The following is a 22,684-nucleotide window of genomic DNA, read 5'->3' on the forward strand; positions in this document are numbered from 1 at the left end:
ATAGTTTTTGGACTCATAACTCTCATTATGCCCTTTTTGAAGAGCTGTAACAACCACGTGCCGATCTGTTCCGATGACAATACTATGACATTCCTTACATCCCCTCATCCATATGCCAATTATGGTATAATGAAAGAATGGTGTTTTTTCCACGAATTACAGAAAGGAAGTGAAAGCACTTTGAAAACTTGGAAAGTAAACCTCATCGTGCTTTGGTTTGGACAGTTTCTGGTCAATTCGGGCATGACCATGATTACGCCTTTTTTGTCCCTATACCTTGCCAAGGATTTAGGCGTCGTCGGTGAGCACGAGATTGGCATATGGGCGGGATTTATATTTGCTGCCAATTTCCTCACTTCATTTTTGTTCCAGCCCTTGTGGGGCAAATTGTCCGATAAATATGGACGTAAAATTATGCTGCTGCGCTCCGGATTCGGGATGGCGATTGTAATCGCACTAATGGGGTTTGCACAAAACCCATGGCAGCTCCTCTTGTTGCGTTTGCTCAACGGTACCATTTCCGGTTTCAATCCGGCAGCCGTTTCCCTGATCTCGGGAACAACGCCCAAGGATCGTATGGGGTTCGCCATGGGTATAAGTCAGTCTGGACAGGTAGCCGGAACGATTCTCGGTCCGCTAATCGGCGGTTTGCTTGCGGATGCCGTTGGCTTCCGGCCCATATTCTATATTACAGGCGGCCTGATCTTCGCTGCATCATTGCTGGCCATGTTCCTTGTTCGGGAAAAATTCGACCGCAAGGAAGCAGCCAAGCTACCTGAACAATCCGTATTGTCCGGGCTGAAGGAATTGAACAAGTCCCCACAGCTTCCAGCATTGTTTGCTGTAACGTTCCTGCTGCAGTTTGCGATGATTAGTCCCATGTCACTCTTGCCGCTGTATGTACAGAAGCTGCATGCATCGGATGTAAACGTGGCATTCTGGGCCGGTCTTGTCGGTGCTGTCACCGGACTATCCAACATGGCCATGTCTCCAATACTCGGCAAGCTCAGTGATCGTATTGGCGCACATAAGGTACTGACCTTCTCTCTTATAGGAACCGGACTGCTGCTAATACCACAAGCCTTCGTACAATCAGTATGGCAGCTCATTTTGGTGCGTTTCGCCATGGGTGTGTTCATGGGTGGTTTGCTGCCTAGCGTCAACGCCCTGATTCGAAACTATACGCCAGATGGTATGATCAGCCGCGCATTCAGTTTCAATACGAGTACACTCGCTCTCGGGAATATGCTCGGAGCCGTAATCGGCGGTTTTATGGCTGGGTTCATCGGCATCGAGGGATTGTTCATTGTCTCCGGTGGGCTACTGTTAATCAATATGGTATGGGTCCGATTCAAGTTATACAAAAAGCCTGCTCTCATCAGGGAATCCTGAATATGACAACCTACACTTGTAACGTATCACAAAAGCCGCACTCACTGCCCTACGGGACACTGAATGCGGCTTTTGTCGTTATCACTTTCTTAAGACTGCTTGAGGCTTTCAAATTGAATAGGATATTCCTTCACACCAAATACGAAAGCACTCTGGATCGGCTGCAGCGTCGTTCCCGGAACAAGCTTGATACCCTGCATCTGCTGAAGCATGGTGTGGAGTACAACCCTCGCCTCCAGACGGGCTAACGGGGCTCCCAGGCAGAAGTGAATGCCGAATCCAAATCCCATGTGCCGGTTCGGTTTACGATCCTCGACAAATTGTTCTGCATTGCCAAACACGTCGCTATCCCGGTTGGCCGATCCTACCCACGAAATAACCTGAGCCCCCTCCTGTATGGTCTGCCCGTTCAATTCAACCGTTTCTTTGGCTACGCGCCCAATCGCAACAATCGGCGGGTAATAACGCAGCGTTTCCTCAACAGCTGATGCAACGTGCTCAGGATGTTCACGCAGCCGCTGCTGCAGTTCGGGTTGTTCTGCAAGAATGCGTACCGCATTGGTAATCAGATTGGTCGTCGTTTCATTACCTGCTGCAAGCAGCAAAATGCAAAAACCGACCAGTTCCTCCTCGCTCAACTTCTTCCCTTCAATCTCTGCTGCCAGCAGCAAAGAGATTAGATCATCCTGCGGCTCTTGCCTGCGCTCTTCCATAATGGCTGTAAAATAAATGGCCAGTTCCTGTTGATTTCGTTTTTTCTCATCCATAAGCTCCTGAAAAGCTCCATCACTGTCATCGCGCGCCCCCTTAACCAAGGCGTCCGACCATACTTTAAATTTCTGCCGGTCTTTTGCTGGGACTCCCAGGAGTTCCGCAATGACGATAACAGGCAGCGGAGTCGCCAGATCATCGACCAGGTTCATTTGATCTTGGGACAACCGGGGAGTAATTAATTCATTGGCAATCTCCTGAATACGTGGAGCAAGGGCTTCTATGGCCCTCGGTGTGAATGCCTGATTAACCAAGTCCCTTAACTGCTTGTGTTTAGGCGGATCTGTTGTAAGCATACTGGTGTTGGCTCGATCACGTGCGGAAGAAAACAACTTGGGGTTTTTCAGCACATACTGCACATCTTCATAGCGAAAGATATCCCAGCATTCACGGTGCTCATCGTATCGGACTGGAGTATTCTCACGAAGCTCGTCGTACACCTGGAAGGGAGATAGCTGCTGCTCTACTGCTTCAAGTTCCCGGATCGGAATATAATTGGCATACTTTCTGGGTGCTCGGTTCATCGTCATTCCTCCAATCAGTTATATATATTTATTTACATATAAGAAACACCGTATATTATAGACTCTAATGTGTGGTCATACAAATATTTGGCAATAATTGAGCCTCACTTCCTAGGGAAAGCCGTTTTAATCCCACAAACATCATTTTTCGATCAGGATTAAAGTCTTATATGTTAATTTAAATAACACATGAAAGTTCATTAGGCTTCATCTCACCGTTTAATTTCACTTTTCATCCGTTTATATTTATTCATTTAACCTTATAAATAATAGTTTTCCTCTGAATATCTATCGATTTAACCTTATAATCTCCTTTTTTCAATGATTGTCATATTAGTTAACATCAAATACAATCATCTCAATTCATTTACATAATCTTCTGAACAAACATCACATGTTACTAACCTGAAGGAGAGTGCTAATTATGAGTAAACATTCAAATCTTCGTCCATGGGCTGTATGGAGTACTGCTGCTTTAACCGCTCTGACCATCTCTTTGTCCCCAGTCGGAACCTATGCCGCTCAAGCAGCTACTGTAGAAGTGAGCGGAACAACAAGTGCAGTACAGTCCACTTCGTCTAGTACGCCTGCACGGAATACGTCCATTCCGGCTTTGCCTCAATCCTCCAAACAATCTGCACTACCTAATGTACTTGTCATTGGAACAGGTGGAACGATTGCAGGTCAATCCGAGGATGCGACCAGCTTCCAAAATTACAGGGCTGGCACACTCCCCATCGAAGAAATGGTTGATGCGCTACCCGACAAACAGAAGATAGCAGATGTTAGCACACTTCAATTCGGAAATTCAGGTTCTGGTTCATATACCATGGCAGATCTATACGATCTATCCCTTACCGTAGACAAGGCACTTGCACAGTATGACAGTGTCGTGGTTACGACAGGTACGGATACCATGGAGGAGATCGCCTATTTCCTTGACATGACGGTGCAGAGCGATAAGCCTGTGGTCATTACCGGCTCCATGCGACCATGGACCGTTATCGGTTCAGATGCCCAAGCGAACCTGTACAATGCCATCAAACTTGCGGGCAGCGGACGCACTACCTCGTTCGGAACGGTATTGATGCTGAACGATACGATTCAGCTTGCACGTGGAGTAACCAAAACGAATGACTATCGTACGGATACTTTTGAGACGCCAATGCTCGGTGCTGTTGGATACATCGATGAAGAGAATATCCGAATCTACCGTGCTCCGGCACGCGCACTGAAGCCTGAAGGCTCGGCCAAGCCGGCATTTGATCTGAGCAAGATTACGAAGGCAGATCTGGCGAAAGTCGAAATTGCTATCTCCTATCAGGAAGCTGGCGGGGAAGCAATTGAAGGTTTCGTACGCGGCGGAGCCAAAGGAATTGTAACCTCTGGTACCGGAGCAGGCGGTATTTCCAGAGCAATGGGACAAGCCCGTACGAAAGCAATTGAAGAGGGCGTCATCTTCGTAACCACGACCCGTACAGGTTCAGGAAGCGTATATGGCGGCGGCAACGGTGTCATTGCCGGGGACAACCTCAGCCCTCAACAGGCACGTATTTTGCTTATGCTCGGCCTGTCGTTCAGTGATGATTTTGAAACGATCAAAAAATGGTTTGAAACATATGGTACACCTGAAGTTTAATAGCTATTATACCGTTATCTAATTTTTAAAATGACAAAAAGAGATGAACCCGGGCCCTGTGATCAGGGATGTGTTCATCTCTTTTTTTGCTCCGACAAGCTTTATGATCGCTTAATCACTTCACCCAAGCCAGCGCCAAGCCATCATAATCCGGCAGCATGGTGGTGACCAGGCGCGGGTCACTCGCCATCTGCTCATTGAAACGACGCACAGCAAGCACAGCAGGACCCTGCTTGTCCGGATTCAGCGTACGACCACGCAGGAAACAATTATCGCCTACAATGACAGCACCCGGCCGGGCCAGCTTAATGGCATAATCGAGATATACCGGATAATTTTCCTTATCTGCGTCAATAAAGAAGAAATCGAAAGTGCGACCTTCCTGTTCCAATTGCTTCAGGCTGTCTGCCGCCGGGCCAATGCGATACTCTACCTTTTCGCCGAAGCCACCTTCCTCCAGATGCCCACGAGCCATCGCCGTGTATTCTTCTTTCAACTCCAGCGACGTCAGAGTTCCGCCTTCCCTCATACCGCGAGCAAGGCAAATTCCGCTGTAACCGCCCAATACGCCGATTTCCAGCACAGCCTCTGCCTTTGATGTCTTGGCGAGAAACGTAAGCAAACGGCCATAAGCCGGTGCAACAGACACCTCAGGCATGTTGTTTGAACGGATGGCCTCTTTTACCTTTAATAACAGCTCATCCTCTTGAAATAGTTGATTTACATATTCGTCAGGGGTAAGATTCACCACGTATATCCTCCTTGGACACTTGGACTGCTTTCCTTATGGATGCCAATGTTCTATAATGAATGTTTGTTATCAACACAGGCGGTTAGACTACAGTATCACCTGCTTCTTAGCGAGCTAGTGCTCACCGCATTTCTCATTGTAAGTTTTTTCACGGAATGCGGCAAGGCCGCACCGTTACTATACAGCTGGATGAAGGCATCGTCCTCTTCCGCTTGAAATGGAGTTGAAATGAAACACATGGCTCAATTGCAATTAATTGCGACCTCAGCAATGGGACTTGAGGCTGTAGTAGCTCGGGAATTGAAACAGCTGGGGTATGAGGATGTTACGGTCGAGAACGGCCGGGTTGTATTTACTGGAGATTATATTGATATTTGCCGCTGCAACTTGTGGCTGAGAAGTTCTGACCGCGTCCTTATCAAGATGGGTGAATTCCCGGCAACCACATTTGACGAATTGTTTGAAGGTACCAAGACACTTCCTTGGGAAGAATGGATCCCAGCGAACGGTGAATTCCCTGTTGAAGGCCGCTCACACAAATCCCAACTGAGCAGTGTCCCTGCCTCCCAAGGTATCGTGAAAAAAGCGATCGTTGAGAAACTGAAGCTGACACATAACACCGAATGGTTCCCCGAGAACGGAGCTCGTTATGTCATTGAAGTGATTTTGCTGAATGACCGCGCCCTGCTTACACTCGACACGACCGGACCAGGACTTCACAAACGGGGTTATCGTAAACTGGTGACGGAGGCTCCGCTGAAAGAAACACTCGCCGCTGCGCTTATTCAGCTTAGTCGCTGGAATGTATCCCGCCCCTTCTATGATCCGTGCTGCGGTTCAGGCACCATGCTAATTGAAGCAGCCATGATCGGGTGGAACATCGCACCAGGACTGCGCCGCTCCTTCAACTCCGAGAATTGGGATGTCATCCCTAAAGAACTGTGGGAACAGGCTCGCGAGGAGGCATTCGATGCGGTTCGTGACGACGTTCCATTGCAGATTTCGGGTAGTGATATTGACCCTGAAGCGATCGAGGTAGCGCAGGCAGCGATCAAAAGTGCCGGATTTGCCAAGGATATTGAAGTCAGCGTACTGCCTGCGCACCGTGCAAGACCTCAAGGGCAGTATGGTGTAATTATCACCAATCCGCCATATGGTGAACGCCTTAGCGAAGAGAAGGACGTCTTGAAGCTGATCCGCTCCTTAGGCCGCAGTTATCTCGAGATGCCGACTTGGTCCTTTTTCGCCATCACTTCAACCAAATCCTTCGAAGAAGCTTTTGGCCGTAAAGCGGACAAACGCCGCAAACTGTTTAACGGACGCATTGAGACCCAATACCACCAGTACTTGGGGCCATTGCCTCCGCGGAATTCATCACCGAAACAGTAACGATACGATTTAAACTGAACGCTCCTGCCTTCACGGCTGGGGCGTTTTTTTGTACGGTTATGCAACCAACGATCTGCATGAAGCACTTCTGCTAGGGGCATAGTTGAAATGCCATGAAGGAGAGCTATAATGAATGGAGCCCTGTTTTTACACTCCGTTAACATTAAATGAACAAAACACTGCAACTAGGAGGGAACCTAGATGGTCATCTCACAGCCTACACGCAGCATGACGCCGCGTAGGCTTCTTAATCATCCACTTACGTTATATCTCATTTTTCTGGTGCTGATGCTGCTGAAACTCATGTGGCTACATCACAACCTGCACGCCTATAACATCACCATGGGTCTCCTGGATAAAGTCATTGCCATCGGCTCTTTGCTGCTCCTGTCCTTCTGGACCTGGTGGCTACCGAGGCGAGGAATGATCTTGTCCCTTGTCGTGCTCAATCTGCTCCTCACAGCGCTGATCTATGCCGATATGGTTTATTATCGATACTTTCAGGATTTTCTCACGATCCCTGTGTTAATGCAGGCCAGACAAGTTGATGCTCTGGGCGACAGCATTGCTACGCTCATACACGCCAGTGACTTGTGGTTCTTCGCAGACTGGCTTGCCATCATTCCGTATGGGGCCATCCTGCTATTCAGCAGGCGAAATCGTAGCTCCCGTTTGTCAACAACCAGCAGCGGGTTAGGGAATTACTCCAATTACCGCGGCAAGAAAAGAGGCATGCGCAGACTCACTGCAGGCGGCATTGCCTTGGTGCTTGGACTGTGTCTTGCGGTAGGGCCTATCTATTTTTACAGTAAAACATGGGCCAAGGGGCTGTTCGACAATAATTGGTGGAACGTCTCCATGTACAACGTGACCGGACTTCTCGCTTTTCATGGATATGATCTGTACAACTATGCAAAAGACCATATCGGTTCTGGCCCAGAGGCCGATCCTGCAGATGTCGAGCAAGCGAAATCCTTTTTTGCTGACAGACAGAATAACGCTTCCAGTGAAAACGCCTTGTTTGGCAAGTACAAGGATAGTAATCTCATCATCGTTCAAGGAGAAGCCTTCATGAATTTCATGATTGGGCAAAGCATCGGTGGTCAGGAAATCACGCCTCATTTTAACGAACTGATGAAGGAAAGCCAATATTACAGTCATTTTTATCACCAAACAGGTCAGGGCAGAACATCGGATGCCGATTTTGGAGCCAATATCTCACTCCACCCACTGCCTGTAGGATCAGCTTTTGTTCGTTACGCAGACCACGCGTATGATTCTTTGCCTTCAATACTGAAGGACAATGGCTACAGCACCAATGTATTTCATGCGTACGAGAGCGGATTTTGGAACCGTTATACGATGTATCAGAACATGAACTACGACAAATTTTACAGCAAAAATGATTTTGAACAGGATGATCCGCTGGGCTGGTCCCTGTCCGATGAGTCTTTTTTCCGGCAATCCGTTCAGAAGATGGACAGCGAGGTTACCGAGCCGTTCTATTCCTTCCTCATCACACTCAGCAGCCATCATCCATACGCACTCCCGCAGGATAAACAGCAGCTTGATGTAGGCGAGTTCGAGGGCACGATGTTCGGTGACTATCTGCAATCCGTTCATTATGTAGACTCCGCACTGGGCAGTATGGTAGAAGATCTGAAGAACAGGGGATTATGGGACAAAACCATCTTCATGTTCTATGGGGATCACGATAACTCGATCAAAGAACAAGCGCAGTATGAGCAGTTCCTTGGACGGTCCCTGAATGAACTGGATATGGAGCAAATCATGAATGAGGTCCCGCTGTTGGTGCATCTGCCGGACGGGGCCGAAGCAGGAACTATAGACCAACCTGCTGGACAACTGGATATCACTCCATCAGCGCTTCATTTACTCGGCATCCCAGATGAATATTATCACATGGGGAACGACATCTATGACGGATCATCCCGTACAGTTGTATTGCGAAGTGGTGCACTCACTGACGGTTCGGTGTTTTATATTCCTTCAGACGACTATATATACGAGAACGGTTCATGTTATGATCTGTCCACACGCAACAAGACAGACATCAGTGCGTGCAGCTCCGGACATGAGGAAGCTTCGAAGAGATTGCATGTGTCCGATACCGTCATAACGTATGATTTAATCCGGCAATTCCGTGAAGAAAACAACGCAGAACCTGCTTCCTAGACGAAGCTACTGCCAATGTCGGCGTATAGCAGCTTTTGGTAAAAGGAGAACTTGAAGCATGACAATTCAATCAGAACCATTGTCCATTGAACAAAAATTATATGATGAAGCAGCGAACTTTGTGAAGCATCGCTACCCTCAGGGTTGGGGTGGTGCAGCAGCAGTTTATACGGATGCGGGTTCGCTGTTAATCAGCGTTGCTCCAGAAGTCATCAATGATGCCACACACCTGTGCATGGAGACGGGCGCCTACCTCGAAGCGCATAAATTAAACGAAAGAGTTACTCACTCCATCTGCGTGGCACGAGATGATGAACATTCGGAATTCAAAGTTCTCACTCCTTGCGGGGTATGTCAGGAACGTTTATTTTTCTGGGGTGAAGATGTCAAAGCCGCTGTATATGACCCCGATGGAAGGTTAATCTATAAAAGACTGGACGAAATCCAGCCTTACCACTGGTCCCAGGCATATCGGAATAAGGAATGATACAATTCCGCTTCTTTAAGTAACTCAAGTATTCAGGCACTTTCGAATCGAGAATTTCCATCTTTATTTACCACAAAAGTGTTAAGCGTGCAGCTCACTGCATGTTTAGCACTTCTTTTTTGGGACCAGTCCGATAACCTGCCTTGCGTTATTTAGAAAGTCGCTTTATAATTGTAACTAAAATAGTTTCATTTATATGGAGGTTTAAGAAGAATGAATATTGAAATATGGTCCGACTTTATGTGTCCTTTCTGTTATATTGGCAAACGCCGTTTGGAAAATGTATTGGCTCAGTTCCCACACCGGGATGAAGTGAAGCTGCAATTCAAAAGCTTCGAGCTGGATTCTAATGCTGAACTGAACAGCGGCAAAACGAATGCGGAATACCTGGCTGCCAAGTACAATATGAGCGTAGAACAGGCAAAGGGCATGAATGCCCAAATGAACGCCAATGCTCGTACGGCCGGACTGGAATATAACATTGATGAGATGATCCCAACCAACTCGTTCTCCGCTCATCGCCTGACCCACTGGGCAGATACACAAGGCAAAATGCTTGAACTCAGCGAGCGTTTATTCAAAGCCATTTTCATGGAAGGCAAACACGTTGGTGATACCGATGTACTGATTCAACTGGCCGAGGAAGTTGGTCTGGATCGCAATGCAGCTGTTGAGGTGTTAGCTAGCAATCAATTCGCGGACCAGGTTCGTGCAGATCAGGCTGAAGGCGAGCAATTAGGCATTCGCGGTGTGCCATTCTTCGTATTCGACCGCAAATTCGCGGTATCAGGCGCGCAGCCGGACGACGTGTTCCGGGATGCCATTCAGAAGGCATGGGATGAGCGTTCCCCTTTTACCATGGTTGAATCCAGCACAGCTAACGCCGACGCCGGCGGTGTGTGCACTGATGATGGATGCGAAGTACCGCAATCCGATAAACCATCCAAATAACACAAAGCAGCAGGAGCAGGGGCATCCCCTGAACCTGCTGCTTTTTTCTCAACTTAAACCCGATTAATCCATACATAAAATTCTCCATATAATATAAAAAAAGCCCGGTCTGCCTAACGCAGAACCGGACCCTATTTATATACCTTTTAGAGCAGCAGCCCTACGCACATAATCAGGCCGCAGAGCACAGATGATTGCTGGGAAGCTCCCATAAGGGGAAGATAATTCTCGGACGGATTAACTTTGCCGAGTGATTTATAAACCTTATACATTGGAATAACAGAAATAATTGCGACAAGACCATAAACGGGCAAAGCATGGAACACCACACTTACGACCAAAAGGATATAAGCAAGGATGGTCATGAGCTTGGATAGACGAAGCGCTCGCTCTTCCCCCCACATGACGACCAGTGTCTTCTTGCCGATGTCACGGTCCGCACGCCAGTGAAGAAAATGATGGTTAAATAGCAGCATGGTGGTCAGCATGCCGACCGGCAAGGACAGCAGCAGCGGCGCAAGCGCAAACTCTCCTGTCTGTACATAGTAGGCACCCAGAACCGGCAGAATTCCAAAAGAGATAAATATCCCAATTTCACTATAGCCTTTACCGCGGTAGCCGAATTTAATGGGCGGCGCAACATAGAAATAAGCGATCAAAGCACCGATCAGCGCAATAGCCAGAATCGGCCAACCGCTGATGATCGTAAGAATGAGACCACAAGCACCAGCCAGCACAAGGAATCCCCAAGTAATAGCCGCAAATTTCTTCTCGGTCATGGTTCCCGAAGTCAGAAACCCGGAGTGCGTCGAAATCGCACCTTCTGTCTCCGTTGCTTGGGTATCGGTTCCGTTTCGAAAATCCCATAAATCGTTTACCATATTGGAAAAAATATGAGCTGACACCGCACCTACTAGCGTTAGCAAAAACAAAAGGATACTGAATTCCTTCTGCATGGCGTAGGCTGCGATGGTACCTAGTATTACCGGAACAACCATTACCGTTACCGAATACAGTCGGGTCATATTTTTAAATAAAGCCCAATTACTCATGATGTATATATGCCTCCTATGATGCTAAATCTTTAACACTTTGTGACGACGTTCACATAATATTAGATTATACACCAAATTGACATTGTTGTGATAGGAAATTTTTGTTTGTCATTATGACAGAATCTCTCCGGTTGCCTGTATTAAACGTTTTTCTTTATAGGAAGCCCCACTTAGGCAGCATCCCTCTCAAATCCAAGTTAGGCAGCAATGATGAAAGATAGAAAAGGCCCTCTCCTTCCGGAAGAGGACCTTTCAGTTTAAGGCATGGTGTATGAATTAGGTATTCCTTATATCTCCACTCAATCCCAAAAGAGTTGATCCGGATGCGGCCCGGTTCTCTTATCAGAATCCAAGGCATCAATCGATCTAAGCTCATCCGGCGTTAACTCAAAATCAAAAATGTCTGCATTCTCACGAATACGCTCAGGTGTAACCGACTTCGGTATGGTCACAATCTGATTTTGAATATCCCAACGCAAAATGATCTGTGCCGGTGTCTTTCCATATTTTTGGGCAAGACCCTTTAACGTGGATTCATTGTTCAGTTTTCCTCGCATGATCGGGCTCCATGCTTCGAGCTGAATCCCCTGTTCCCCGCAGAAATCCTGCAGTTCCTGCTGAATCAGACCCGGATGCAGTTCCACCTGATTGACTGCAGGTACCGTTCCACCTTCATCTATGATTTCGCGCAAATGATGGATTTGGAAATTGCTCACACCAATCGCCCGTACGCTTCCTTCGCTATATAGACGTTCGAATGCTCTCCACGTCTCCTTGTACTGGTCTCTTCCCGGCCAGTGAATTAAGTATAGATCAATGACATTCAGTCCCAGCGCCTTCTGACTGGCCTCAAATGCTCTGAGCGTTGAATCGAAACCCTGATCCTCATTCCAGAGCTTGGTTGTCACGAACAGCTCATTGCGGGCAATTCCACTGCTCGCAATGGCTTGTCCCACTTCTTCTTCATTTCCGTAGACAGATGCCGTATCAATACTGCGATATCCTACTTCCAATGCGGTCTCAACCGCTTGCTGCACTTCCTTACCCTTTGCTCTATATGTCCCAAATCCTAGCCAAGGCATCGTTACCCCATTATTCAGAATCGTGCAATCTGTAATATGTTTGGTCATCCTGTACCTCCCGTATGGAATTTGGCTGCTCAAGGGTTATTAACCTTCTGACAGAAATTTAAGCGTTCCCTTATCTTACTGTCCAGGCGACTTATATCCGGGAGATTCTTGAAAAGGAGCATGAGAAAAAGAACCCGCAAGGCTCTATGGCATGCGGGTTCTGGTGTGACAGGATCAGCTATTGATTCCCTTGCCCGTTCTGACTCTGGATGGAGTTCAATCTTCTCTTCTCCTCAGAGAACATCTCTTCTGCCAGCTCAACACCCTGTCCCCCAAGCGAACGTTCAGCTTGACGCATCGCCTGCTCCGTATGTGCCAATCGGCGCTCGGCCTGTTCGATGGTCTGCTCTGTTGGATGTGACATGGCCTGAGATACGGCAAAATGAAGTTTGTTCACTGCATTCTGCGCCTGAGATACGGTCGTATTCGCTTGCAAACTGGAATCATAACGTTTCGGCATGAGTATTCCTCCTTGGGATCATGTTCCTGTTACCCCTTTAGGATGGATGATGAGGTCCTGACTTATTCTTCTTTTGCATAAACGGTTTATGAATGTCGTTTCGTGACTCCATTTGAATCTTTATAATCCCCATGGTTGTAACCTTCTCCTAACTCACTGCGTTCATCTTATAGATGACTTTTTAGAAGAAAGAGGTGGTTGTTTGAAAAAAATGAGGATTCCGGTCATCATGTTGACTTGGTTATTGATAACCAGTGGCTGTGCCTCTGCAACGTATGAAATAACGGGTTATACAAGTTCCTCCATTATTGCCGATATTCCAGTTCCGACGAATGCCAAAGCATTAAAAGTCACGTCAAATTCAGCAAACCCCAACATCAAAATAAGTGAAACGTATGAATTGAAACATATCGGAGGTGAACAAGGCACCTTTGAAATTCATGAAATGAAAAAAGATGCTCCCCTATAATCCTCCTAAGTGTATTCTTGGAACATTGAAATACTACCAGGTTATCACTGCGCACAAAAAAAGAGAGGCCTCAGCCTCTCTTTTACTTCACGAATTTCGCAACTTTTGCCAGCACTTCTTCTTCCGTCGGCGCACTAATGTACCGACCGTTGATAAACACAAAAGCACGCTTCGCACACGGACCGCAGTATGATTTGCATCCAATCTTGATCTCCGTATCCGGAGCCATTTTCTCCAGCTTGGGTACAATCGACTTCAGTCTGATATGATTACACTTTTCGCATACGCGGATATCGTTAGCCATGAGTTCCCCTTCTTCGCGGCCTTAGTGGTCGCCGTGGTTACCTTTGGAAGGATTCGTGATGACAAATCCTTCTTGAGGAAGGTACAGGTAGTCAATTTTAACGCCATCCAGAAGCGGTTGATCATTCTCAAGAATAACATCGATCTCTTTGTCCGTAGACACTACCGTATCGTTTTCTTTAGGCGTGTCCAGATCAAGACCGTAGTGAGCGTGGTCACCGTGAGCATGCGTGATAACTACACGAAGTTTTTTTCCTTCGTTTTCGGGCTTGTCCAGCTCCAATTTCAATACTTTGGCAGCATTACGAGTAATTTTGCAGTTCATTTCGACTTCATCTCCTATATTGTAATTGCTGGTTCCAACAATTTCAGCATTTCTAAACTCCAGCATCTATTGTAAAGAAAGTTACTCCGCTTCGCAATAACATTGATGCAAAATCAATGGTAAACCGTATCGATCCACTTCATGATCCCTTTAAGCGCGAGAGGGTAGCACCGGATATTTACGCTCCGCACGGCTGACAAACCAGTTCATGAGCAGCAAAGTAACACCAATATCATCGATCGGCAAAAATGGCATGACATCGGGTAGAACCCAATACAGTATGACCGGGATGATAAACAGCAGTTTCTCATGTAAAGGGATCTGCGGAGCCCGCAATAGACGGGGCAGTCTCTTGAACACTTCAGTCCATCGTTTGAACGACAGCAGTCTTCTCCACTTCATGTGAACCCCTCCATATTATTCATGCGCCAATGAAGACACATGATCGTTTTCCACTCATTACCCTTTCAAGAACGGTATGATAACCAAAAAAAGACGGGACGCTGTCACAGCGCCCGTATGTTTTATACGAAATGGGAAGCTAGAAGTTTCATGAGAGGGGTTCTGTACGGGTATCCCCATCCGACAGCAGCTCAGCCAGCAGCAGGCCTACCTCGACGCAGATATCATCAAACTGTTCAACAGGTAGCGGATTGACGCCGAGTCCGACTTCCACCGTGAAGCCAGGCTTCCGAAACTGTTGGATGAACCAGTCTTTATATCCAGCATCACTTCCACCTAATTTAACTGCTTTGTAACCCGAGGCCCGTGCCAACCTGCGCGATAACGGCGCACTCTCTCTGGGTTCCAGATCACGGTAATTCCAATAGATCTCTTGCCCCTGACTATGCAGGGAAACGACAGCAGCGAAGCTCTGTTGTTCCGTCCACTCTGCAAGCGCTTTTGCTTCTGGCTCAGATAACGGTGCCTTGCCTGCATAATCCCGGGGACCGGGTGATGTAATGCCTCTCCGCGCCGCCTCTTCCTCCCAGTGAGCCGGAAATTGATCGTTCAGATCAACCCCTCTGATATTGGCTTTCCAATGGGTAAAATGCGGACGTCCGGCATTCCATGCAAGCAGCTGCTTGGCATGTGGATGTCTGTTTACAACACCCTCCTGAACGAGCTCCACTCCATCGGGATTGACCATAGGCACGACCAACAACGTCGTTTCCTGCATCCAACGTTCTGTCCTGAATTGTTGCCAAGGCACACGGTCAGTGTAAGCCCTCGCATACTCTTCAATAAAACGCATGATTACCGCACTCGTAAGCCATTCATTGGCATGGACGGAAGCATTAACGTGAATATGGCGCGGTCCTTCGCCAATCTTCAAGTAGGGTATATCCTTCCCCATGACACTCGTACCGATTGCACCTGTGGAGATAAACGGATATTGCTTCTCAAGCAAAATGACATCCCGGCTCAATTCACGGTAGCCGTATTCACCTTGTAACCTGACAATAGTTTTGCCATTTGAATCCGGAATATGAATACACCGCCCGCACCAATCCTCAACGTTCGCAAACTCGGGATTGGCATCGCGCAGCTCTTTTTCATTCAGGCCAAAACGTTCTGCGATCCACCCCACGTTTTCCCCAGGCTGAACAGCATATCTGCGACCGGTTCCCGGCAGGATTCGCAGCATCTGCCCAGCAAGCAAGTAGGGTTGCGCTGCTGCTTCCGGGTTCAGGGCAGCCAGCAATGCCCTCGTCATGTGGTGTGCAGAAGCAATGCGGGATAAGGTATCCCCTGACTGAACAATAATCCACTGAAGCTCCATGGTGTCTCCTTTCCCGGCAGGAGAATGCAATTCTCCCCGTCCTATGCTCTTAATGGTGCTACCCTAATATGTATGCGAACCCGGTTGTCCGTCATGTGACATGAATCACGCGAGCCTTTTTTTCAAGCGCTGTTTATCGTCAAAATAAAAAAACCGGAGCGCCAGGGCTCCGGAATGACCGATGAGTGCAGTGGGTTAAGCTTCAACCTAAACTTAAATATGAATGGCTAATACTGCCAAGTTACGTTAATCGGGTGACCTGCCAAACGACAGGTGTTTTCGAGATCTGTTCTCCCAACCACTGGCGGGTAATATTCTGGAACATGCGCGGGTCTCCCGTACAGAAAAATTGATGCACCGGTGTCTCATCCCCACTTGCCAGCTTTCGTTTATCATACAAAATCGTACTGATTTCCCTCGCCGTCTCATCTGCCGAACTGATCAATTTCACTTCCTGTCCCATGACTTCCTGAATCGTTTCCATGAGAAATGGATAGTGGGTACAACCCAAAATGAGACAATCAATTGGCTGTTGTTTGATCTGACCCAACGACTGCTCCACTGCAAGTGTTGTTTGTTCGGAACGAAATTCACCTTGCTCTACCAGAGGCACCAATGCAGGGCAAGCCTGACTGACGACATCAATATAGGGGGATAACTGCTTAAGTGCCGAAGTATATGCACCACTTCCTATCGTCCCCACTGTACCGATTACGCCAATGCGCCCTGTTCGAGTAGCCGTAATGGCAGCACGCGCCCCGGGATGGATGACCCCAATGACAGGCACATTCACCTTCGCCCGGATATAGTCAAGGGCTGCAGCCGTGGCTGTGTTACAGGCGATAACGATAACCTTCGGATCGAACTGGATCAAGAAATCAACGATTTGTTCCGTAAATTGTTTAACTTGTTCGGACGAACGGGGTCCGTACGGTGTCCGGGCAGTATCTCCAAAATAAATGATCTTTTCCCGCGGGAGCTGACGCATCACTTCCTTGGCGACGGTCAATCCCCCTACACCGGAGTCTAATATAGCGATTGCTTGCTGCACGAACACACCGCTTCCTTCTTCATTGAATTGGTTCTGATAACGATTCGGTTCCAGAGCTTTCTTCCTACCGTATGATTATTCCGGCAAAAAGGTACCTACATCTTACCCGATTTCATCTCAGGGTTCAAATAAAACACCGCACGCTGCGGCTTCTACATCATTGTCGCACACAAACAAGCAGGCTCTCCTCATTCTTCGAGGAAAGCCTGCTTATTGCCCAGCATTGCTTCAGATATTATCTTTCGAATCATCTGCAGGCAGCTTCGCAACAACGTCAATGCCAGACTCATTTTCATCATTATTCACAGCAGAGTCTACAGACGAATCCGAGTCGGTAATAACAGCAGATACGCGTAATTCCTTTCCTTCAGCGCAATTCCGCCAGGATTGGATATCTTGGATGACAACGTCTGCCGTTTCTTTTACTTTGGATACAATCTGTGAGCTTTGTTCGCCGACCTTAACGGCCAGTTCCTGACCTTTTTCGGTGACCTGGCGCGCACCTTCCGAAATGTCCTGACGCAGCTCACGACCGGATTTTGGCGCCAACAGCAGCGCTGTTACAGAACCCACTACCGAACCGATCAATGCTCCCCACAACAAACTTTTGTTTGAATCCTTCACGTTGCATCTCTCCCTTTACCTTAATGAAGTACCGGATATCAAGCAACGATACACCTTGATGCTTATTGATCCGGGCGAATGCCTACTCTGTTGATGCAGTATAAGCAGCAAGGGCTTGACCTGACACTCCAGATAGCAAAAACTTTTTAAATCCCATATTGCGCATTAGAATGTCAGCATTAATGATGCCGTGATGATTCAAGCGGCTGTGCGGCATGTGCATCTCCCGGGTCAAGATCAATGACATAACGGCCGGGCGCAATTAGCGCAGCCTGATGCTCACAGCGCCAGCGTCTTCCTCCAGAAGAGCCCAATGTCTGCCCGTCCTGAAGAACATCGCCCTGATCGAATATGTAATAGGCCGCCCCAAGCAACGTCTGGGCTACCGTATCCGGATCCAGTCCCATAAAGTGACACTGTACATCGGGAACACCGAGCGCGGACAATCCAACGGTATCCATAACCAGTTCACGCTGTTCTTCCGTTCCACCTGCCTGATACATGCGAACATTCATTGCTCCATAGAGATGTTCTTCCCTCTTCTGTGACTGAATGTAAGCCTCTGACTCGACCAGCTTGTCACTGCCGTACCAATACATTCCCTCACAAGGCAGAACTTCCATGACTGCCTGGAGTGTATTCTGGAACAATTCCAGACGCTGTTTGCGAGGCATGGCTGCAGAGAACATATCATGGAGCCGGATCGAATACTGCGCTGACTTGACGGCCTCTCCTGCTTCCGGCCAGTGCCAGGCTTGCTGTACTGCCCCACCGAAGCGGGAACGATCCTTGATCTCGTTCACAGGAAGCATGCAGGTCTGTGCCGGTATGTTTCCTTCTTCAAATGAAACTGGATGATCCGTATGATAGAAAACAAGCATGTCCCGGTTATGCTCTGAAGGTTCACTTTCCCCGTTCTGCTTCGCTGATTCATCCATCTTATTCTGTGTGGAGCGTTGATCATTGACCTGCTTCACAGCCAGACGGACTTGTCCGGTATACCGGCTAAGTGCATTCTGCAACCGGATTCGATCTATTTTGGGTTGCTCTCGAAATAATAGCTCCACCATGTAAACCGGGTGAAACCCGGAAGGAATTTCATGTACTTCATTTTTCTCTATTTCATCTTGCCTTTCATTTGTCATGCTGTTCCCCTCATTCCTTACTCTGTCCCTCGGTCTGACCTTGAAATGGACCAAGTTCTTTTTCCACATAGACGCTAACCTGCTCAGCAAACTGTTCCAGAATCGATGGCACCTCTGCGCTTAACGGGTGCAATTCTCCCCGTTCCCAGCTGAAGTAATCCTGTACGAGCGGCTTGCGCAGCGACACGAGACGCTTCAGCACCTCGTAAGTCGAAACGTCAAATACCTTCTCTTCGTGATTGATCTCAATGATGTCATCATAACTGCTGGCATCCCGCATAATGAAACCATCGATAAGATAACTTCCCACATCCGTTACAATCTCAATAGCCAGATGAAGACAGCGCTCCTGGACCAGACCAAGCATAAGACTGCCATCCCAAGCCTGCGCTGCTCGGCGGAGCCCTTCGGCTACTTCCGGCACGGCAGCAAGTCTTCGGGCAATCTGTTCTCTGTTTACGTAATACAATGCAGTCACTTCCCGTTCAGTGAATTATCGATTCCGTTTTCCTCTTCGCTTAAGCCAGAAAAGCATCACCGGACAAGCGATTAGAAACACGATAAAAATATATAAAAATTCCATAACGTCTCTTAAATCGCTCATGCCCAGTCTCCTTTAACAACTGCAGAATGAAATGATTGAATTAGATCTCGTAATCCACTGCGATCGACTGTTCTCTGACCTCGTTCATGTACTTGATGACTTCCTGATGAAGCGGGTGGACCTGGTAGGCCTGGAGATCTTCCAGTGATGCAAATTCGGCTGTCAATGAGATGTCGAAAGATCTGTCAGAGCGAAGCACGTCCACACCAACTTCCAATGAGATCAGGACATCAATTTTGCCTTGCAAGTTGCGAAGAACGTTTGCAGCAGCCTCAATGGTTTCTGGAGAACGATCTTTCATTTTAAAAAGAACAATATGTTTAATCATTGAACAAGCACCCCGTTTGCATATATTAGTGGAAATGAATGAATTTTCGTGTAACCAAAATATATCATAACGTTAGTTATTGCGAAAGGATACTTGTAAACGTTCTCTAAACGATAAAAGAATGCTAAGCCGAACTGTTCTTTTTTGCATTATCTTCATCCTGTGAAGGAGATGTCTCTTCTGAAGGGCTTTTCGAATCAGCTTCAGGTGCTTTTACTTGCGGCTGCGGCCACTCCCGATCAGAAAGCTCCTCCTGTTTCTTCAGCACGGCAATGGCTTGTCTGAGCTTATCAGGCAGCGGAAGACCAATCTTGGCATAGTTTTCTGTAATGGAAATCAACTCGTTAACCAAGTAGAAGTAGATGGCTCCTCCCTTGATAATGTCTGTTCCCATAAGCAGATCAATACGGTGAGCAAGAAGGATAACGGTCAGCATCAGCCCCTTGCGGGCAAGTCCCCAGAACCCGATATTGCTATTTAGCCCTGTTCCCGACCTCACAGCTGCTGCGAGACCTGTAACATAATCCACAGCCATCGCAATGACGAGCAGACTCAGCAATTCATCCCAAACACCAAAAGCAAACGTTACGAACGCTCCGGAAATTGCAGCAAAGGTATTTACGGCTGGACTCACGTTTTCACCCCTCTCTCTGAATTGATCACTATTCAAGATATGTAAGAGTTAGAGATTTTGACAGACCAATCGCCCGGTTCAACTTGCGGATTTTATTTTCGGATTTGTGCACATCATTGCGGGATAATGATTATGACCATTCCAAGTTTTTTGGTGGATTTTAGGTAATAATCCGCATCATATCAACTAAAATCAGAGAAAAGTAGAAAAGTCCTATAAATAGTCTTTAAGACCTAAATTATTGGTTTCCATGTTCTCTTTGATCCCTGAAATTTAGTGAAACATTGTAATCTAGGAATATACTAGGAAATGAATTGCACATACCCTAGTCCATAATTCCCTCCTTTAACATTCTCACGGGATTGAGCCTAATCCAAACCAGTGCACCCGGCACTTGAAAGTACCCCGGTTCTTATTGTAGTATTTGGTTAAAAAAATCGGAGGAAATATGCCTAATCAACCAGAACAACATTCCATCCAGGCGTGGTCTCTGATCAACCGTAAATACTTGGGAAAAGGCGTCCGTGTTAAACGATTCCGTAAACCGACACGCTGTCAAATCCGAAACCGCGTTCTTCTAGCCGTGCTGATGGCCAATGATATCAAGTTGTCCCAGCTTGCCGAAGATCTATCCATCTCATCACGCAGCGTGAGCGCGTGGGTGTATGAGGGGCGGATACCCGGCAGTACCAATTTGGACAAAGCGTGCCAATTGCTAGGCTACCCGCGTCACATTCTCTTCAATGAAGAAGTGGTACGCAAAAGCCCGGTCATTTGTCAGCCCGAGCCTTCCCGTTTCATGAAGCGTACGGTGACCCGATCTCCGGTTAGCAACCGTATTCTGACAGGCTTGTGTATGGTCCATGATTTGTCGGTGACAGATGTCAGCCACTGGATCGGGGTTCATCCCGGCACTTTCCGCAAATGGCTGCATCAGGGAACGCTGCCTTCTGCCGCGTTTCAGGAACAAGCGGAACAATTTTTCCGCATCCCGAAAACCATCTTGTTCGCAGATGTCATCCTGAAAGACCGTCGCAACAACTAAATAAGCGAACAGACAAAAGGCTCTGTTCTTCCCACACGGGAAGACAGAGCCTTTTTAAATGAAACATACCTTTTGATACACCTGTGACGTGCTTCCCCTTCACTTTGTCCCAATAACTTGTTCGACCCTATGATAAGAAATTGTATAATTTGTACGTACAAAAAAGAGCGAAACACGGAGACATTCCTATGATTCTATCCGATGTACGGGTTGGTTTTATTTTAAACTAGGTTCAGAGTTTCATTAATATATTTGAGTCCGGTATATCGTTCTCTAAGTGTATGGGCCGTTGCAAATGCATGTTCCACCATATCCGGTGTAACCCCAAGTTGTGCCGTTGTGGTCGGACCTCCAACCTGCTCAAGCCAAGCCGTAAGCTGTGCCGCATCAGGTAACGTACTATACACATCAAAAACAGGTTCCCGGGACAGACTCGCAAGTTCCTTGTATCGCTCTGTAAGAAGCGCACAAGCTACACCAACTTTGGCCCCATGCAGAACAGGTTTCTGGCCCGCTACCATCAAATCCATCTCCCAACGATGAGAAATGTGATGTTCACCGCCGGATGCCGGACGGGAATAATCAATAATTAGCATGGAGGCACCGGAAATGATTAGCGCATCCATCAATGCGGTTATCCCCTCGTCTCTTCCTTCGGCGATGGCTTGCACATTTTCAATACAGGCAGTCAACGCTTCTTCCGTCATCCGATAAGCAACCGGACAGAATGGCTCCCCGCCCAGATCACGCGACACAATCCAATCCGCCAGAGACGTATATTTGCCTAACATATCACCGAATCCCGCTGCCGTCATTGCTTGGGGAGCCTGCTGGGTAATGTCAATATCTGCAAAGATGGCTTCAGGCGGAACAGCCTGAAACGTCTGCTTGATGCCGCTTACAATGAGCGGCGCTCCTGCAGAAGTGAACCCATCAACCGATGCCGCTGTCGGGACAGACAGAAATGGCTTGTTCATTTTGGCACACACAAATCGCACCAGATCATGTATGGTCCCGGATCCTACTGCGATGATGGCCTGAGTCACTTGTTTTACACCAAGGAGTACCTGCACAATCGCAGCCTCATCGGCAATGATATCCCCCGCACTGTTCTCCGGCATCTGGAATTCATCTGCTATGAGCCCCGCATCCCGTAGGCTTTTTACCACATCGTATCCCGCCGCCGGACCTGTCTGGCCATCATATACCACAGTAACCTGGTTATAGCCCTGTTCCGACAGGTACCCCGGTAATCTACGAATTGCGCCATGTTCCAAATAGACCTGCATTTGCACCGGCCGATGATCATGTCCACAGGTACACTGCTGTGCTTCTTCATTCCAAGCGGCAATGCGTTCATTCATATTCATGTGATCGTAACCTCCCGTTTCTAAGTTCATGCATATTTGCACTGGAAAAGCCACACAATGAGTATAGGAAAAATTTCAATGATTTTCCTGATCACACTTTACTTCTTGTACCCGCATTTTGCAAATGTTTTGACAAACTATTCGAAACAGGTGATCCAATGCAGCTCGGTAAAGATACAGGCCTATCTCTCGGTTTTCTTGCAGGAACGACCCTGGGCAGCGGGATTGCGTTCTTGTTCCAATTTCAGGCGTATGAAG

General features: G+C 47.5%; 23 protein-coding genes and 1 pseudogene. 8 read left to right on the plus strand and 16 right to left on the minus strand.

All coding sequences use genetic code 11. From position 1 onward, the window contains the following. Positions 1 to 129 precede the first annotated feature (129 nt). Positions 130 to 1,392 carry an MFS transporter gene (locus MH144_RS09100; protein ID WP_481857325.1) on the plus strand — a complete coding sequence of 421 codons (1,263 nt, stop codon included), beginning with the start codon at positions 130 to 132 and terminating at the stop codon, positions 1,390 to 1,392. A gap of 89 nt (positions 1,393 to 1,481) precedes the next feature. Here MH144_RS09100 and MH144_RS09105 read toward each other — a convergent pair whose 3' ends face one another. Next, a complete protein-coding gene (locus MH144_RS09105) occupies positions 1,482 to 2,687 on the minus strand; it encodes a cytochrome P450 (protein WP_239299178.1) in 1,206 nt (401 codons plus the stop codon). Between the two features lie 424 nt (positions 2,688 to 3,111). Here MH144_RS09105 and MH144_RS09110 point away from each other — a divergent pair, with 424 nt between their 5' ends. Further along, complete coding sequence (locus MH144_RS09110; RefSeq protein WP_239299180.1) at positions 3,112 to 4,326, plus strand: asparaginase; 1,215 nt, start codon at positions 3,112 to 3,114, stop codon at positions 4,324 to 4,326. Positions 4,327 to 4,441: 115 nt separating this feature from the next. Here the strand turns inward: MH144_RS09110 and MH144_RS09115 are convergent, their stop codons facing one another. Next, a complete protein-coding gene (locus tag MH144_RS09115; protein WP_239299315.1) occupies positions 4,442 to 5,074 on the minus strand; it encodes an O-methyltransferase in 633 nt (210 codons plus the stop codon). 240 nt (positions 5,075 to 5,314) lie between these two features. Between MH144_RS09115 and MH144_RS09120 the strand changes: the two genes are divergently transcribed. The 4 genes from MH144_RS09120 to MH144_RS09135 all read left to right on the plus strand — a co-directional run bounded on the left by MH144_RS09120 (position 5,315) and on the right by MH144_RS09135 (position 10,100). After that, complete coding sequence (locus MH144_RS09120) at positions 5,315 to 6,466, plus strand: THUMP domain-containing class I SAM-dependent RNA methyltransferase (RefSeq protein WP_239299316.1); 1,152 nt, start codon at positions 5,315 to 5,317, stop codon at positions 6,464 to 6,466. Between the two features lie 201 nt (positions 6,467 to 6,667). Then, positions 6,668 to 8,662 (plus strand): LTA synthase family protein, encoded by a 1,995-nt coding sequence (locus MH144_RS09125; protein ID WP_239299182.1) that lies wholly within the window; start codon positions 6,668 to 6,670, stop codon positions 8,660 to 8,662. Positions 8,663 to 8,741: 79 nt separating this feature from the next. Beyond that, positions 8,742 to 9,149: a cytidine deaminase gene (locus MH144_RS09130; RefSeq protein ID WP_239299317.1), complete on the plus strand. Its 408-nt coding sequence runs from the start codon at positions 8,742 to 8,744 to the stop codon at positions 9,147 to 9,149. A 213-nt stretch (positions 9,150 to 9,362) separates the two neighbouring features. Beyond that, a complete protein-coding gene (locus MH144_RS09135; RefSeq protein WP_239299183.1) occupies positions 9,363 to 10,100 on the plus strand; it encodes a DsbA family oxidoreductase in 738 nt (245 codons plus the stop codon). A 146-nt stretch (positions 10,101 to 10,246) separates the two neighbouring features. Here MH144_RS09135 and MH144_RS09140 read toward each other — a convergent pair whose 3' ends face one another. The 3 genes from MH144_RS09140 to MH144_RS09150 form a co-directional block, all read right to left on the minus strand. Next, entirely contained in the window at positions 10,247 to 11,152 is a 906-nt protein-coding gene (locus MH144_RS09140; protein WP_239299184.1) for a prenyltransferase, read from the minus strand. A 302-nt stretch (positions 11,153 to 11,454) separates the two neighbouring features. After that, positions 11,455 to 12,285, minus strand: a complete 831-nt coding sequence (locus tag MH144_RS09145) for an aldo/keto reductase (RefSeq protein WP_095288052.1) — start codon at positions 12,283 to 12,285, stop codon at positions 11,455 to 11,457. Positions 12,286 to 12,463: 178 nt separating this feature from the next. Further along, entirely contained in the window at positions 12,464 to 12,745 is a 282-nt protein-coding gene (locus tag MH144_RS09150) for a hypothetical protein (RefSeq protein WP_183521151.1), read from the minus strand. Positions 12,746 to 12,947: 202 nt separating this feature from the next. Here MH144_RS09150 and MH144_RS09155 point away from each other — a divergent pair, with 202 nt between their 5' ends. Then, complete coding sequence (locus MH144_RS09155; protein ID WP_239299185.1) at positions 12,948 to 13,214, plus strand: hypothetical protein; 267 nt, start codon at positions 12,948 to 12,950, stop codon at positions 13,212 to 13,214. An 82-nt stretch (positions 13,215 to 13,296) separates the two neighbouring features. Here the strand turns inward: MH144_RS09155 and MH144_RS09160 are convergent, their stop codons facing one another. The 10 genes and pseudogenes from MH144_RS09160 to MH144_RS09205 all read right to left on the minus strand — a co-directional run. Continuing rightward, complete coding sequence (locus MH144_RS09160) at positions 13,297 to 13,518, minus strand: YuzB family protein (protein ID WP_095288055.1); 222 nt, start codon at positions 13,516 to 13,518, stop codon at positions 13,297 to 13,299. Positions 13,519 to 13,539: 21 nt separating this feature from the next. After that, positions 13,540 to 13,842: a heme biosynthesis protein HemY gene (locus MH144_RS09165; protein WP_095288056.1), complete on the minus strand. Its 303-nt coding sequence runs from the start codon at positions 13,840 to 13,842 to the stop codon at positions 13,540 to 13,542. A gap of 150 nt (positions 13,843 to 13,992) precedes the next feature. After that, entirely contained in the window at positions 13,993 to 14,244 is a 252-nt protein-coding gene (locus MH144_RS09170; protein WP_239299186.1) for a hypothetical protein, read from the minus strand. A 148-nt stretch (positions 14,245 to 14,392) separates the two neighbouring features. Next, positions 14,393 to 15,625 (minus strand): M14 family metallopeptidase, encoded by a 1,233-nt coding sequence (locus MH144_RS09175; protein ID WP_239299187.1) that lies wholly within the window; start codon positions 15,623 to 15,625, stop codon positions 14,393 to 14,395. A gap of 241 nt (positions 15,626 to 15,866) precedes the next feature. Continuing rightward, positions 15,867 to 16,676 (minus strand): glutamate racemase, encoded by an 810-nt coding sequence (gene racE, locus MH144_RS09180; RefSeq protein WP_095288100.1) that lies wholly within the window; start codon positions 16,674 to 16,676, stop codon positions 15,867 to 15,869. Between the two features lie 228 nt (positions 16,677 to 16,904). After that, the gene (locus MH144_RS09185; RefSeq protein WP_239299188.1) at positions 16,905 to 17,300 is read right to left on the minus strand and encodes a YtxH domain-containing protein; all 396 of its coding nucleotides are present in this window, start codon (positions 17,298 to 17,300) and stop codon (positions 16,905 to 16,907) included. 179 nt (positions 17,301 to 17,479) lie between these two features. After that, the gene (locus MH144_RS09190; RefSeq protein WP_239299189.1) at positions 17,480 to 18,445 is read right to left on the minus strand and encodes a DUF4261 domain-containing protein; all 966 of its coding nucleotides are present in this window, start codon (positions 18,443 to 18,445) and stop codon (positions 17,480 to 17,482) included. A 10-nt stretch (positions 18,446 to 18,455) separates the two neighbouring features. Continuing rightward, positions 18,456 to 18,914 carry a DUF86 domain-containing protein gene (locus MH144_RS09195; RefSeq protein WP_239299191.1) on the minus strand — a complete coding sequence of 153 codons (459 nt, stop codon included), beginning with the start codon at positions 18,912 to 18,914 and terminating at the stop codon, positions 18,456 to 18,458. Positions 18,915 to 19,089: 175 nt separating this feature from the next. Further along, a complete protein-coding gene (locus MH144_RS09200; RefSeq protein ID WP_153977822.1) occupies positions 19,090 to 19,377 on the minus strand; it encodes a Dabb family protein in 288 nt (95 codons plus the stop codon). A 250-nt stretch (positions 19,378 to 19,627) separates the two neighbouring features. Continuing rightward, positions 19,628 to 20,011, minus strand: a pseudogene (locus MH144_RS09205) (phage holin family protein); the annotation flags it as partial. 448 nt (positions 20,012 to 20,459) lie between these two features. Here MH144_RS09205 and MH144_RS09210 point away from each other — a divergent pair. Then, positions 20,460 to 21,056: a helix-turn-helix domain-containing protein gene (locus MH144_RS09210; RefSeq protein WP_095288064.1), complete on the plus strand. Its 597-nt coding sequence runs from the start codon at positions 20,460 to 20,462 to the stop codon at positions 21,054 to 21,056. 221 nt (positions 21,057 to 21,277) lie between these two features. Here MH144_RS09210 and MH144_RS09215 read toward each other — a convergent pair whose 3' ends face one another. After that, the gene (locus MH144_RS09215) at positions 21,278 to 22,426 is read right to left on the minus strand and encodes a sn-glycerol-1-phosphate dehydrogenase (protein ID WP_239299193.1); all 1,149 of its coding nucleotides are present in this window, start codon (positions 22,424 to 22,426) and stop codon (positions 21,278 to 21,280) included. Between the last annotated feature and the right edge of the window lie 258 nt (positions 22,427 to 22,684).

This window comes from Paenibacillus sp. ACRRY, from assembly GCF_022346995.1.
Classification (GTDB): Bacteria; Bacillota; Bacilli; order Paenibacillales; family Paenibacillaceae; genus Paenibacillus.

What these genes read in the sequence shown, in the direction of transcription:
- MH144_RS09150 (WP_183521151.1), bottom strand. Translation starts at nt 12,745, where the DNA reads ATGCCGAAACGTTATGATTCCAGTTTGCAAGCGAATACGACCGTATCT.
- MH144_RS09190 (WP_239299189.1), bottom strand. Translation starts at nt 18,445, where the DNA reads ATGACAAATGAAAGGCAAGATGAAATAGAGAAAAATGAAGTACATGAA.
- MH144_RS09140 (WP_239299184.1), bottom strand. Translation starts at nt 11,152, where the DNA reads ATGAGTAATTGGGCTTTATTTAAAAATATGACCCGACTGTATTCGGTA.
- MH144_RS09210 (WP_095288064.1), top strand. Translation starts at nt 20,460, where the DNA reads ATGCCTAATCAACCAGAACAACATTCCATCCAGGCGTGGTCTCTGATC.
- MH144_RS09165 (WP_095288056.1), bottom strand. Translation starts at nt 13,842, where the DNA reads ATGAACTGCAAAATTACTCGTAATGCTGCCAAAGTATTGAAATTGGAG.
- MH144_RS09170 (WP_239299186.1), bottom strand. Translation starts at nt 14,244, where the DNA reads ATGAAGTGGAGAAGACTGCTGTCGTTCAAACGATGGACTGAAGTGTTC.
- MH144_RS09135 (WP_239299183.1), top strand. Translation starts at nt 9,363, where the DNA reads ATGAATATTGAAATATGGTCCGACTTTATGTGTCCTTTCTGTTATATT.
- MH144_RS09215 (WP_239299193.1), bottom strand. Translation starts at nt 22,426, where the DNA reads ATGAATATGAATGAACGCATTGCCGCTTGGAATGAAGAAGCACAGCAG.
- MH144_RS09120 (WP_239299316.1), top strand. Translation starts at nt 5,315, where the DNA reads ATGGCTCAATTGCAATTAATTGCGACCTCAGCAATGGGACTTGAGGCT.
- MH144_RS09160 (WP_095288055.1), bottom strand. Translation starts at nt 13,518, where the DNA reads ATGGCTAACGATATCCGCGTATGCGAAAAGTGTAATCATATCAGACTG.
- MH144_RS09100 (WP_481857325.1), top strand. Translation starts at nt 130, where the DNA reads ATGAAAGAATGGTGTTTTTTCCACGAATTACAGAAAGGAAGTGAAAGC.
- MH144_RS09110 (WP_239299180.1), top strand. Translation starts at nt 3,112, where the DNA reads ATGAGTAAACATTCAAATCTTCGTCCATGGGCTGTATGGAGTACTGCT.
- MH144_RS09145 (WP_095288052.1), bottom strand. Translation starts at nt 12,285, where the DNA reads ATGACCAAACATATTACAGATTGCACGATTCTGAATAATGGGGTAACG.
- MH144_RS09105 (WP_239299178.1), bottom strand. Translation starts at nt 2,687, where the DNA reads ATGAACCGAGCACCCAGAAAGTATGCCAATTATATTCCGATCCGGGAA.
- MH144_RS09175 (WP_239299187.1), bottom strand. Translation starts at nt 15,625, where the DNA reads ATGGAGCTTCAGTGGATTATTGTTCAGTCAGGGGATACCTTATCCCGC.
- MH144_RS09125 (WP_239299182.1), top strand. Translation starts at nt 6,668, where the DNA reads ATGGTCATCTCACAGCCTACACGCAGCATGACGCCGCGTAGGCTTCTT.
- MH144_RS09200 (WP_153977822.1), bottom strand. Translation starts at nt 19,377, where the DNA reads ATGATTAAACATATTGTTCTTTTTAAAATGAAAGATCGTTCTCCAGAA.